Annotated in this window: 15 protein-coding genes and 1 pseudogene; 6 read left to right on the top strand and 10 right to left on the bottom strand. The window is 69.2% G+C overall.

Going from position 1 to position 11,844, the window contains the following annotated elements:
* Positions 1-5: 5 nt before the first annotated feature.
* On the top strand, positions 6-215 hold the full coding sequence (locus WOA58_RS08935; protein ID WP_340603845.1) for a DUF2171 domain-containing protein: 210 nt from the start codon (positions 6-8) through the stop codon (positions 213-215).
* On the opposite strand, the gene WOA58_RS08930 is transcribed toward WOA58_RS08935, so the two are convergent.
* Genes WOA58_RS08930 through WOA58_RS08920 form a run of 3 tightly spaced genes read right to left on the bottom strand, consistent with a single transcriptional unit; the run spans position 212 to position 2,177 of the window.
* Positions 212-910: an energy-coupling factor transporter transmembrane component T family protein gene (locus WOA58_RS08930; RefSeq protein WP_340603844.1), complete on the bottom strand. Its 699-nt coding sequence runs from the start codon at positions 908-910 to the stop codon at positions 212-214. The two genes, WOA58_RS08935 and WOA58_RS08930, sit on opposite strands and share 4 nt — an antisense overlap.
* Positions 904-1,602 (bottom strand): energy-coupling factor ABC transporter ATP-binding protein, encoded by a 699-nt coding sequence (locus WOA58_RS08925; RefSeq protein ID WP_340603843.1) that lies wholly within the window; start codon positions 1,600-1,602, stop codon positions 904-906. Before WOA58_RS08925 ends, WOA58_RS08930 begins: the two co-directional genes overlap by 7 nt.
* Positions 1,599-2,177, bottom strand: a complete 579-nt coding sequence (locus WOA58_RS08920) for a biotin transporter BioY (protein WP_340603842.1) — start codon at positions 2,175-2,177, stop codon at positions 1,599-1,601. The genes WOA58_RS08925 and WOA58_RS08920 overlap by 4 nt, the downstream gene beginning before the upstream one ends.
* 110 nt (positions 2,178-2,287) lie before the next feature.
* Here WOA58_RS08920 and WOA58_RS08915 point away from each other — a divergent pair, with 110 nt between their 5' ends.
* Positions 2,288-2,881 (top strand): hypothetical protein, encoded by a 594-nt coding sequence (locus WOA58_RS08915; protein ID WP_340603841.1) that lies wholly within the window; start codon positions 2,288-2,290, stop codon positions 2,879-2,881.
* 42 nt (positions 2,882-2,923) lie between these two features.
* On the top strand, positions 2,924-3,580 hold the full coding sequence (locus WOA58_RS08910; protein WP_340603840.1) for a CRISPR-associated protein Cas4: 657 nt from the start codon (positions 2,924-2,926) through the stop codon (positions 3,578-3,580).
* Here WOA58_RS08910 and WOA58_RS08905 read toward each other — a convergent pair.
* The 3 genes from WOA58_RS08905 to WOA58_RS08895 are packed head-to-tail and all read right to left on the bottom strand — an operon-like array spanning position 3,563 to position 4,968.
* Positions 3,563-4,147, bottom strand: a complete 585-nt coding sequence (locus WOA58_RS08905) for an L-threonylcarbamoyladenylate synthase (RefSeq protein ID WP_340603839.1) — start codon at positions 4,145-4,147, stop codon at positions 3,563-3,565. The genes WOA58_RS08910 and WOA58_RS08905 overlap by 18 nt on opposite strands.
* Before the next feature lie 24 nt (positions 4,148-4,171).
* Positions 4,172-4,678, bottom strand: a complete 507-nt coding sequence (locus WOA58_RS08900) for a redoxin domain-containing protein (RefSeq protein WP_340603838.1) — start codon at positions 4,676-4,678, stop codon at positions 4,172-4,174.
* Positions 4,678-4,968, bottom strand: coding sequence for a glutathione S-transferase N-terminal domain-containing protein (locus tag WOA58_RS08895; RefSeq protein WP_340603837.1), 291 nt, complete (start codon positions 4,966-4,968; stop codon positions 4,678-4,680). Before WOA58_RS08895 ends, WOA58_RS08900 begins: the two co-directional genes overlap by 1 nt.
* 82 nt (positions 4,969-5,050) lie before the next feature.
* Between WOA58_RS08895 and WOA58_RS08890 the strand changes: the two genes are divergently transcribed.
* A complete protein-coding gene (locus WOA58_RS08890; RefSeq protein ID WP_340603836.1) occupies positions 5,051-6,409 on the top strand; it encodes a hemolysin family protein in 1,359 nt (452 codons plus the stop codon).
* Here WOA58_RS08890 and WOA58_RS08885 read toward each other — a convergent pair whose 3' ends face one another.
* The 3 genes and pseudogenes from WOA58_RS08885 to WOA58_RS08875 all read right to left on the bottom strand — a co-directional run bounded on the left by WOA58_RS08885 (position 6,410) and on the right by WOA58_RS08875 (position 8,707).
* Positions 6,410-7,609 (bottom strand): inorganic phosphate transporter, encoded by a 1,200-nt coding sequence (locus tag WOA58_RS08885; protein ID WP_340603835.1) that lies wholly within the window; start codon positions 7,607-7,609, stop codon positions 6,410-6,412. It abuts the gene before it with no gap.
* 185 nt (positions 7,610-7,794) lie between these two features.
* Positions 7,795-8,451 (bottom strand): annotated as a pseudogene (locus WOA58_RS08880) (DUF5828 family protein); the annotation flags it as partial.
* A 49-nt stretch (positions 8,452-8,500) separates the two neighbouring features.
* A complete protein-coding gene (locus WOA58_RS08875) occupies positions 8,501-8,707 on the bottom strand; it encodes a hypothetical protein (RefSeq protein WP_340603834.1) in 207 nt (68 codons plus the stop codon).
* An 87-nt stretch (positions 8,708-8,794) separates the two neighbouring features.
* Between WOA58_RS08875 and WOA58_RS08870 the strand changes: the two genes are divergently transcribed.
* Both WOA58_RS08870 and WOA58_RS08865 read left to right on the top strand, forming a co-directional pair.
* A complete protein-coding gene (locus tag WOA58_RS08870; RefSeq protein ID WP_340603833.1) occupies positions 8,795-9,172 on the top strand; it encodes a cupin domain-containing protein in 378 nt (125 codons plus the stop codon).
* Positions 9,169-9,762 carry a hypothetical protein gene (locus WOA58_RS08865; RefSeq protein WP_340603832.1) on the top strand — a complete coding sequence of 198 codons (594 nt, stop codon included), beginning with the start codon at positions 9,169-9,171 and terminating at the stop codon, positions 9,760-9,762. The genes WOA58_RS08870 and WOA58_RS08865 overlap by 4 nt, the downstream gene beginning before the upstream one ends.
* Before the next feature lie 164 nt (positions 9,763-9,926).
* On the opposite strand, the gene WOA58_RS08860 is transcribed toward WOA58_RS08865, so the two are convergent.
* The gene (locus tag WOA58_RS08860) at positions 9,927-11,765 is read right to left on the bottom strand and encodes a carbon starvation CstA family protein (RefSeq protein WP_340603831.1); all 1,839 of its coding nucleotides are present in this window, start codon (positions 11,763-11,765) and stop codon (positions 9,927-9,929) included.
* Positions 11,766-11,844: the final 79 nt, after the last annotated feature.

Raw genomic sequence — 11,844 nt, 5'->3', positions numbered from 1 at the left:
CGGGCATGGCAGCCGAACTCACCGACGACCTGATCGGCAAGGACGTCGAGACTCAGGACGGCCAGCACGTCGGCACCGTGACCGACATCGAGGGCGAGCAGTTCTACGTCAACTTCACCGACACGGAGATGGAGAAGGAGCGCCAGCAGGAGATCCACGCCGGCGACATCGAGGAGATCACCGACGGGACGGTCGTCATCGTCCGAAGCACTTAGACGAGCGCCCAGACGACCAGCGCGGCCGCGAACCCGAGCGCCGGCGTATCGAGCCGGGCGAACGCGAGCCGCGGCAGCGTCGGGTTCCACACGAAACACCGCGCGCGAAGCGCCAGCGAGAAGTCGTCCGCCCGCGAGAGTGCCCGATCCACGCCCGTCACCGCCAGCAGCGCCATGCGTTCGTGGACCGGACGCTCGCTCGCCAGCCGGATGGCCATCGCCTCCCGGGCCCGTTTCAGGTCCGTGACCAGAAGAGGGAACAGCCGGAAGACGAAGGCGGCCCCCATCCCGAGGAAGGCGCCCGGTTTCCCGGGGATCGTCCACTGGATCGCCGCCCGCGACTCCCTCACCGGCGTCGAGCGGACGTAGACTGCGGAGACGAGCAGAATGAGCAGAACGCGATAGCTCGCGAGCGCCGTCTCCCGCGCGGTGACGGGATCAAACCCCGAGAGCGTGACCCCCTCGATCAGCGGGCCGACCGCGAGAAACGGCAGCGCGAATCGGTAGGCGTACAGCGCCGAGAGCGGGGAGAGACGCGCGCCCGCGAGGATCGCGAGCGCCAGTACGGTCAGCAGAGCGAGCCCCCGTGGCGTGGTGTGAGCGAACGCCGCGACGACGAACCCGATCTGGACGGCGAGCTTCGTCCGCGGGTCGAGGCGATGGGCGAGCGAGTCCCCCGAGGAGTAGCTCAGCATGGCGCCCGGACGCCCAGCCCCGACAGGTCGACCGTTTCCGGAGCACCGTCCCGGACCACCCGGCCGTCCGAGAGCACGACCAGTCGGTCGGCGAGCGGGAAGACGTCACGCAGGTCGTGGGTGACGACGATCACGCCCGTCCCCGCCCGCGAGAGCGATTCGAGCCGGTCGAGCACCGCCCGCCGTGCGGGCTCGTCGAGGCCGGTGAAGGGCTCGTCGAGCACCAAGTGATCGGGCTCCATCGCGAGCGCGCCCGCGATCGCGAGGCGCTCCTGCTCACCCCCTGAGAGCGTCTCGATCCGCTCCTCGCGTCGTCCCCCCAGGCTCACCGCCGAAAGCGCCTCTCCGACCCGGCGGTCGATCTCCTCGCGAGCGAGCCCGAGGTTCTCGGGGCCGAAGGCGACGTCCGCGCCGACGGTCGCGGCGACGAAGCCGTCGCGCGGGTTCTGGAACACCATCCCCATCTTCGTGCGGGCGGCCACGAGGTCCTCCCGTACCTTACGGCCGTCGACCAGCACCTCGCCCGCGTCGGGCTCCAGAAGCCCGTTCCAGTGGCGGATCAGCGTGCTCTTGCCCGAGCCGTTGGGCCCCGCGAGCACGAGGAACTCGCCGTCGGCGACGGTCAGCGAGACGCCGTCGAGTGCCGGCATGCCGTCGCCGTAGCGATGCACCAGCCCCCGGGTCTCGATCATGCGGCGCTCAGCCGGTCGCTGCGGACGATCCCGATCGCGGCGGCCATCTTCAGCGCCTCCGCGGGCAGGAAGACCAGCGCCCCCACCACCACCGCGTTCGAAAGCGAGAGGTCCAACACGAGGGCCATGCCGACGACCCCGAGGCCGTAGATGGCGACGACGCCGGCGGCCATCGCCGCCACCAGCCGCGGGACGCCGATCGAACCGAGCGGGCCCACGCTCCGTCCGTGGGCGAGCGCGCCGACCGCGCCGGCCGCGAGCGGATACGACCAGAGGTAGCCCGCGTTCGGCCCGACCAACGATCCTATTCCTGCTTCGCCGCCCGCGAACACGGGCGCGCCGACCGCCCCCGCAGTGAGATACAGCACCATCGCCGCCCCGCCCCAGACCGGCCCCAAGAGGAGGCCCGCGAGGAACACCCCAAGCACCTGCAGGGTCACCGGCGCGGGCGAGAGCGGGTAGGGAAACGAGACGTAGGCGAAGGCGCCGGTCAGCGCGGCGAACAACGCCGCCCGTGCCACGTTCCGTACCGTCGCGTCCTCGACCAGCTCGACCGACTCCGTCCCCGTGCTCATCGTGGGATCACGTCCCGAACTCTCCGTCAACCACATTCAATCTTCGGTTGACGAGCCTGCAGGTGCCGCCGACAGGCTTTATACGCTACCCATGTGAGTGAGGGGTCACGATGGACGAAAAAACGGAGGAACTGCGGGATCTCTTCCTCGATGTCGCCGATGACGGGACCGTCACCGAACAGCAGGAGGAGACCCCGGGGTCACTGACCGACGAGCAGCCCGAAGACGAGCGCCTCGACGACGTTCTCGACCGGATGGGCGAGCGCTACGAGTTCGAGACCGACTGGGACGACGAGTCCTACCGGCGGCTCGTCCGCGGGTTCTTCGACGAAGAGTCCGACGCCGAGCTGGCCGAGGAGCTCGAAGTCGAGGAGGCGTCGGTCGCCCGAGCCCGGTTCGACCTCCACCTGCTTCGCGAGGAGGACACGGAGTTCCCCTTCGAGCTGCGCGAGCTGCGCCGGCTGCGAAACGCCGACGAGGACGCGGACCTCCCCGAGGAGCTCGAGACCGACGAGGAAACGATCGAACGGGCCCTGTGCGTGATCGAGGCCCAGGACGAGGCCCGCACCGCGAACGACCGCTTTCGCGACGAGTTCGAGGAGATCGTCACCGACGGCGACCTCTCCTCGCGGCTGGCCCGCGACGCCCGCGAGGACGGCCTCGAGGAAGCGACGGAAGGAATGGAGACCGACGTCTCGATGTGAGGTCCGGCAAGGTTTTTACCGGATAACGGGGCCAACGGACCCGTGCACGCCGCAAGCGACCTCTCGACCGCCGCCTACTGCCCCCGACAGCTCTACTACCGCCGCCGCGAGGACGACCGCGAGACGCCGCCGTCGGTCGGAAAGCGCCGGGCGCTCGCCTTCGAGTACCCCGATCTGATCGACGCGAGCGACGCCTCCCTCTCCGACCGGCCGATCGAGCTCCCGCCCGACGAGTACCGGGAGAACCTCCGGCGCGCCCGGGATCGCCTCGACCCCTGGGACGCCCTCGCCGACCCCGCCGACCGCGAGGTCCTCCTGACGGGCCGGGAGTGTCGCGGGATCGCGGGGAAGGTGCTCGAGAAGCCGTTCGCGCCCTCCTACGTCTCGCCGGGCGCCCCGCCCGAGCAGGGGGTCTGGGAGCCCCACTCGGTGCGGGCGGTCGCGCTCGCGAAGGCCCTCTCCTGGGAGCGCGAGAGAGCAGTTGAAACGGCGTTCGTCGAATATCCGGCCTACGGCGTGGTTCGGCGGATCGGCCTCACGACCCGCCGCAAGGCCGCCTACCGCGGGGCGATCCGCAGCGTCGAAACGATCGACGGCCCGCCCTCGCGCCTGAAGAACAGTGCCAAATGCGACTCCTGTGAGTACCGCGATCGCTGCGGGACCCGGACCCGGTCGCTCCGCTCACTGCTCGGCCTGTAGCCAGTCCTCGATCCGCCCCGCGAGCGCGCCCCGACGGTGGATCTCCCCGCGTTCGACGTCGACGACGGTGCTCTCGGTCTCCTCGGTCCCGGAATCGCCCTCGAGCACGCGGGCGGCGGCCTCGCGGATCGCGGGGTCGAGCTCCGCCGCCCGCCGGACGCTCGGGTTGCCGCTCACGTTCGCGCTCGTGGCGGTGATCGGCGAGACCTCGCCAAGCAGCGCCAGCGCGAGCTCGTGGTCGGGGATTCGGATCCCCACTCGACTCCGCCCGGCGGTGAGCTCTTCAGGGGTTTCGGGGCCGGCCTCGACGACGACCGTCACCGGCCCCGGCAGGAACTCGCGCATGAACGCCCGCTCTCGCTCGGTGAGCTCGGTGTATTCGTCGGCGATCTCGACGTCGGGGACGGCCATCGACAGCGGCTTCGATCGATCCCGCCCCTTCGCCTCGAAGACCCGCTCGACGGCCGCCGGATCCAGGGCGTCGGCGCCGAGCCCGTAGACCGTCTCGGTGGGGTAGACGACGAGTTCACCCTCGCGGATCGCGCGTACCGCCCGTTCGATCTCCATGCGTGGCCCTCGGTTCGCGGGCCCCTATAGCGATTCGATCGCGTCCTCGACCGCGTCGTAGGGCGGGAAGTCGGGCCACTCCTCGGCGACCCAGGCGTACTCGATCGTCCGATCCGTATCGAGCAGGAACACCGCGGGCCGGGGCTCGCTGATCCCGGTCATCCCGTCGAGCGCGTGCTCGATGCCGTACTCGCGGGCGACGCCGTTTCCGGGGTCGCTGAAGAGTTCGTAGTCGATCCCGCGCTCGGTGAGCAGGTCCGCGTGCTCGTAGGGCGTCGAGATCGAGAGCCCGACGACCCGCACCGACTCCTCCCACTCGCGGTCGCGGATCTCGTTCCAGACGTAGGTCGCCGGGAACGCGCCGTCCATCGGGGTGAAGACGAGCAGGACGGGCCCCTCCTCGGCCAGCGCCGACAGCGAGACGTCCTCCCAGAACTCGGGACCCACCAGCGGCCGGGTGAAGTCTGGAGCGGTATCGCCGACCTCGGGGTGGTCGGCGGGCCCGAGCTCGACGACGTCGAACTCGACCATCAGGCCGCACCTCCCGTTTCGGCCTCGCTGCCGTCGGCGTCGTCGCCGTAGGTCCGTTCGAGGTACTCGACGATGTTCGCGCTCTCGGACATCGTCACGCCCGTCCCGTGGTCGACGATCGCGGGGACCGAACGCTTCCCGCTGATCCGCTTGACGACGTCCCGTTTCGAGTGCAGCGGCTCGACGAACCGCGAGCGGTACTCGAGGCCGAGCTCGTCGAGCGTGCGGGTGACGCGCTCGCAGTACGGACACGCCTGGAGCCGGTAGAACGTGATCGGTGTCTCGCCCATGGGCGGGACTACGTGCCCTGACGGCCTAAATCCGGCGGGGCGGAAACGTTTAATCCCGGCGCCTTTGAAAGGGAGGTACTGAATGGACGCCTCCCTTCTCGCCCAGGTCGACGCTCTCGGGATCGAGCTCACCACCCAGATGGTGACGATCCTCGGGATCGCGACGATCGTCCTGCTGATCGTCCTCTCGGGCTTCTTCTCCTCCTCGGAGATCGCGATGTTCTCGCTGGCCGAACACCGCGTCGACGCGATGGCCGAGGAGGGGCTCCCGGGCGCGGAGATGGTCCGCTCGCTCAAGGAGGACCCCCACCGGCTGCTGGTGACGATCCTCGTCGGCAACAACATCGTCAACATCGCCATGACCGCGATCACGACGAGCCTTCTGGGCCTCTACTTCGGCGGGGCGACCGCCGCGGTCATCTCGACGTTCGGCATCACCGCGCTCGTGCTGTTGTTCGGCGAGAGCGCGCCCAAGTCCTACGCCGTCGAGCACACCGAGTCGTGGGCCCGGCGGATCGCCCGCCCGCTGAAGCTCGCCGAGTACACGATGTACCCCCTCGTGGTGCTGTTCGACTACCTCACCCGCCAGATCAACCGCCTGACGGGCAGCGAGGGCGGCGCCATCGAGGAGCCCTACGTCACCCGCGGCGAGATCCAGGACATGCTCGAGACCGGCGAGCGCGAGGGCGTCATCGAGGAGGACGAACACGAGATGCTCCAGCGGATCTTCCGCTTCACCGATACCATCGCCAAGGAGGTGATGACCCCGCGACTGGACATGACCGCCGTCACCGCCGACACCTCGGTCGAGGAGGCGATCGATACCTGCGTCCAGAGCGGCCACGAGCGCGTTCCGGTCTACGAGGGGAACCTCGACAACGTCATCGGGATCGTCACCATCCGCGACCTGGTGCGCCACTCACAGTACGGCGAGGGCGACCTCACGCTGTCGGACCTGACGACGCCGACGCTGCACGTCCCCGAGTCGAAGAACGTCGACGAGCTGCTCGCTGAGATGCGCGAGGACCGCCTGAACATGGTGATCGTCATCGACGAGTTCGGCACCACCGAGGGGCTGGTCACGATGGAGGACCTCGTCGAGGAGGTCGTCGGCGAGATCCTCGAGGGCGGCGAGGACGAGCCCATCGAGCGGATCGACGAGGACACCGTCGTCGTCCGCGGCGAGGTCAACATCGACGAGGTCAACGAGGCCCTGGAGATCGAGCTCCCGGAGGGCGAGGAGTTCGAGACCATCGCGGGGTTCATCTTCAACCGCGCGGGCCGGCTCGTCGAGGAGGGCGAGTCGATCGCCTACGGGACGGTCGAGATCACGGTCGAGGCCGTCGAGAACACCCGGATCATGAAGGCCCGCATCCAGCGGGACGCGATCGAGGAGCCCGACGAGGAGGCCGAAGCGGTCGACCCGGAGCTCGACGGGTAGCTACAGAACCAGGGAAACGAGCGTCATGACGCCGTAGCCGAGCGCGAGCGAGAGCGCGAGCGAGCCGGCCCACGCCAGGACGGTGTAGCCCATCTTCGACTTGCTGACGCCCGCCCCGCCGGTGCTCGCGGCGGCGCCCGCGCCGACGACCGCGCTGACGATGATCTCGTTGAACGAGACGGGGATGCCGAACAGGACCGCGGTCTGGGCGATCATGAACGACGGGATGAGCGCGGCGATCGAGCGCCGCGGCCCCAGCGAGGAGTAGTCCTGTGCGATCGCCTTGATCATGCGCGGTGCGCCGGTCCACGAGCCCGCGAGCAGCCCGAGCCCGCCGCCGACCAGCACCGCCGTCACCGAGATCTCGTAGGGGTCGAGCAACGGGAGCAGCGGCCCGATCGCGAGCCCGACTTGGCTCCCGCCCGCCGAGAAGGCGACCAGCCCGCCGAGCACGAGCAGGAACCGCCGTTCGCCGCGCTCGACGTCGTGACCCATCTCCCGGTACAGCGCGGCGGTACAGGCCGCCGCGATCGCGAGCGTCGTGAGGATCGACACGGCGTCGACCCCGGCGACCGGCCCGACGTCGAGGCTCGCCGAGATCGACCCCGCGATCGTCCCGGCCCCGTCGTCGGGCCCCAGCAGCGCGAACTCGAGGTTCGCGACGAGCGCGCCGATCACTCCCGCACAGAGCGGGACGCTCGTCCGGTCGGCGATCCCCTCGTATCTGAGTACACGGGCGGTCCCGTACGCGATGGCGCCGCCGACGAAGGGAGTGAGGATCCACAGCGCCGCGATCTGCTGGTACTGCGCCCAGGCGGGATCGCCGCCGAGCGCCAGCCCGACGCCGATGACGGCGCCGGTGGCGGTGAAGGCGGTCGCGATCGGATAGCCGGTGAAGACGCCGATCGCGACGAGCCCGCCGGCGGCGATCAGAGCGATCGCCGCTCCCTCGCCGGTGAGGGTAACGCCGCCGATGAGGTCGCGGCCCATCGTCTCGGAGACGTTCTGTCCCTGGAGGACGGCCCCGAGGAATCCGAGGAGGCCGACGAAGAAGCCCGCCCGCATCACCGAGATGGCGTTCGCGCCGACCGCGGGGGCGAAGGGGGTCGAGCCGCTCGAGCCGGCGCCGATCGCCCACGCCATGAACAGGCTTGCGAACGCGGCGACGAGAACGGTCAGCAGGGTAGCGACGTCGACCATCAACTACCAGTCGGCGACTCCGCCATTAAGGCCTACCGTTCGTCGTCCTCGGCGACGGCCGACGCCGTCTCGCGCTCGGACTCGGTCGTCTCGGCGCCCTCCGCGAGCTCGGCCGACTGGAGGTGCTCGATCAGCTCGTCGGCGGGGTTCTCGACGTCCTCCGGGTTCGCGGTCGTCGCCTCGAGCTCCGCGTCGGTCGGCTCGACGCCCTCGGCGGCCTCAACGGTGGTGACCTCCTTCTCGCTCTCGACGTGCCAGCGGTCGATGTCCTCCTCGTAGGTCGCGAGGCGCCGCGAGACCTCTGACTTCGTCGCGTCGTCGTTGACGTTGACCTCGAAGACGAACTCCGGGACCTCGCCCCGGGTCGTGCGCTGGAGGTTCGCGCTCACCAGCTCGTTGTCGAAGTAGTAGGGCGCGAGCTGGGTCATGACCTTCTGGTAGACGGTGTCCTCGACGGCCCGAAGGGCCTTCCTGCTGGCCGAGTCGGCCGCGCGCGCGACGTAACCGACCGACTCGCCCCACTTGTCGACCGCGGCGTCGGCGTCGTTGTCCTCGAGCTTCTCGTAGGACTCGGTGAGCCGCTTGCCGGCCGACTGGAGGTCCTCGTCGGGATCCTTCCCCTCGCGCTCGCCCTCCCCCTCGTCGACGCTGGCCTGCGCGGCGGTTTTCTCGCTGACGTCCGTGTCGATGCGCTCGTGGGACTTCGGACGCCACTCGTCCCACTCCTCCAGCGCCGGGCCCGCCGCCCCGGCCTCGCGGAGCGCGCGCGTGATCCGCTCGCCGTGCTCGACGACGTCGGCCCATCGCCCGCGTCGTTTGAATCCCGCGATTGTCTCTTCCATTGGTATTATGTCATCTTCGGAGAATATATATCTCTTGGCCTTGCGCGCGTTAGCGGCCGTAGATCAGCCGCTCGCCGAGCGAGTCGAACCAGCCCTTCGCACGGCCCGCGGCGACGTGGTGAAGCGAGGTCCGACGCAGTCGGTCCTCCTCGACCTCGATGCGGCCCTCCCCGAGGACGTCCCGATCGCTCCCGGCCGCGTCGACCACGGTCGTGATGCCACACCGACCGCATGCCTCGGTCTTCTTCTCGCTCATCGGGGCCTCGGTACGCGCTCCAGGCGATTATAGTTTGTCACCCGTCGGAGTGCCAACGTATTTGATCGCCGCCCACGACCCGCCGGTATGGGATATCAGGTCATCGACCCCGAGGCGATCGATCCCACGCCGGACCGGCCGTGCGTCCAGCGCTCGATCGGCACCGCCGCCGCCCTCTCGGAGTTCGCGATGAACGTCTACGAGGCCGACCCCGGCGAGCAGCTCCCGGTCGTCTATCACTCCCACGACGAACAGGAGGAGGCGTTCTACGTCCTCTCGGGGAGGCTCTCGGTCGAGACGCCCGAGGGGGAGTTCACCGTCGGAAGCGACGAGGCGTTCGTCGCCGAGCCGAACAGCCCCCACCGCGCGTACAACCCCGAGGGCGCGAGCGACCCGGTCCGGGTGCTCGCGGTCGGCGCGCCACCGGTCGACGACGATGCCCGCGCGTACGACCCCGACCGATGAGCGCCGAGGGCGACCCCGACGCCCGACCCGCGGTCCCCGAGTGGGACGACGCGTATCTCGATCGGGTCGCGGCCCGGCTCGCGGCCAACTACGACCTCCGAAAGGGGTTCGAGGTCCGGGGCGAGCGGTTCGAGCTCTACGGCGAGCTCGCGGTCCGCAACCAGAAACAGTTCCTCCACCCGTCGATCTCCTTCGCCCACCACGACTCCTCGGAGCATCTGTTCGCCCGGCGGGTCGGAACGGTTCGTGAGGACGAGCTCGATCGCCTCGTCGAGCTGGGCCACGCGCTCGCGGAGGAGTGGATCGTCCCCTCCGACGAACACTACAGCACCGAGTTCACGTTCGCGCTCGTGGCCGACGCGTTCGACGACGGGGTCCGCGAGCACGTCTCGGGCTTCTCGGATCGCACGCTGTTGAAGTTCGGCTACCACGGCCACTACGAGGTCAACCTGATCGTCGCCGTTCCCGACGACGAGCGCCTCCTCGCGAGCGAGAACGCGGACGTCGCGGCGGCGTTCGCACCGTGGGAGCCGATCGAAGCGGAGCGTTCGGGGTTGCTCGCCCGGATCGCCCGTCGCCTGCTGCGCTGAGCGCCATCGGTCTCCGTCGCCGCCTCGATCCAGTACACCCGTGTTGACGACGGCGACGCGTCAGGTCCCGAGAAGGCGGTCGGTGTCGCCCGGCGTCTCCGAACGCTCCCGGCGGTCGGCACGGGTGAGAAAAGAGAGGGGCGGGTGACGGGCCGCGGGCCGGGTCAGTCCGGTCGGTCGTCCCCGGAGCCGCCGTCGGCCGCGACCGCCTCGCTACCCCCGCGGACCGTCTGCAGGTTCTCGTAGCCGATCCTGAGCAGCGACAGCGCGAGTCCGACGAGCGTGAGGATGATGACGATCTGGACGACCGCCGAGGCCTGTCCCAGCAGCGTCGTCTCGGGCTCCGCGGTGATGCCGAGCAACCGACCCGCGAACACCTGATAGCCCCCGACCCAGAGGAGCCCGGAGACCGAGATGATCGCCATCAGCGCCGTCGGGACGCCGGTACTGAACAGCTGTTTGGTCTGATCCCAGTTGGCGAGCCAGACGGTCCCCGTCAGGAGCGCGAGCCCCGCCAGCAGCTGGTTGGCGCCACCGAAGAGCGTCCAGAGGTCCTCCCAGCGACCGCTACCGAGCAGGAAGAACGCCACGAGCACGATGACGCTCGTGTTGACGTACTTGCTCGCGGCGTAGCTCTGGGCCGTGGACTCGGGCGTGCCGACGATCTCCTCCATCATGTAGCGACCCAGCCTGACGGCGGTGTCCATGCTCGTCAGCAGGAAGCTCGCGAGCACGAGCGCCATGAACACCTCGCCGATCAGCAGCGGCACGCCGAGCGCGGTGAGGATGATCCCGCCGCCCTCCGCGAAGTTCGGCAGCGCGAGGCCGATCCCGCCGTCGGCCGCGGGGAGGGCGATCAGCGCGACCGCACACAGCGCGACCGCGGCGAGCAGGCCCTCCGCGAGCATCCCCCCGTAGCCGATCAGCCGGGCGTCGCTCTCCTTGTTGAGCTGTTTGGCCGTCGTCCCCGAGGAGACGAGCGAGTGAAAGCCACTGATCGTCCCGCAGGCGATGGTGACGAACAGCAGGGGGAACAGCGGCATCAGTGCCGGCAGGAACTCCGCGAGCGGGCTGCCCTGTCCGAAGAAGCCGTACCAGGCGCCGATCTGGATCTCGAGGGGCTCGGCGGTCGTCGTGAGGAAGGTCCCGGCGATCACCGCGAGCAGCGAGCCGCCGACGCCGGTGTACAGCAGGAACGACGAGAGGTAGTCACGGGGCTGTAGCAGCGTCCAGACCGGCAGGATGCTCGCCGCGCCGCCGTAGAGCAGCATCGTGACGACCCACGCGGCGATGTTCTGGCTCTCGAGCAGGGCGATCGGGAACCCGTCGAACAGCACGGCCGTCCCGGCGGGGTAGTCGCCGGGGACGAGCGCGATCGGGTACTGGATGCCGGCCCAGACCGAGCCGAAGACGCCCGCGACGAAGACGACGGTCCCGATCGAGAACGGCAGGTTCAGCTGGTAGAGCCAGATCCCGAAGACGAACGCCAGCGCGATGTAGATGACGCTCGCGGTCGCCGCCTGCGGGTAGGCGTCGAAAACGACGCCGATGACCAGCGCGAACACCGCGACCACGAGGATGATGAGCAGGAAGGCGAACCACAGCAGCATGTTCTTGCCGCGCTCGCCGACGTACTCGCCGATGATGTAGCCGATCGACTTGCCCTCGTGGCGCAGGCTCGCCGACAGCGAGGTGAAGTCGTGGACCGCGCCCATCAGCGGGTTGCCGATGGCGACCCACAGCACGGCGGGCAGCCAGCCCCAGACCAGCGCCGCGGTGATCGGTCCGACGATCGGTGCCCCGCCCGCGATGCTCGAGTAGTGATGGCCAAGCAGTACGGGCTTGGTCGCCGGGACGTACTCCTGGCCGTCCCGATACTTGTGTGCGGGCGTTTCGCGCGTGTCGTCGAGACCGACGAACTGTGAGAGATATCGCCCGTAGCCGATGTACGCGAGCGTGAACGACGTGAGCACGATCGCGACGATCCAGATGACTCCTACCATGTGACTCTATCGCCCGAATAGTTAAGGAATGTTATAAACATAACTCATCCTTTCTCCGGTACGTCGGTCAGTTCCCCCC

The sequence above is a fragment of the Halalkalicoccus tibetensis genome (genome assembly GCF_037996645.1).
Lineage (GTDB): Archaea > Halobacteriota > Halobacteria > Halobacteriales > Halalkalicoccaceae > Halalkalicoccus > Halalkalicoccus tibetensis.
The sequence above is the reverse complement of the archived record's forward strand: the minus strand, read 5'-3'. Positions and strand labels throughout refer to the sequence as shown.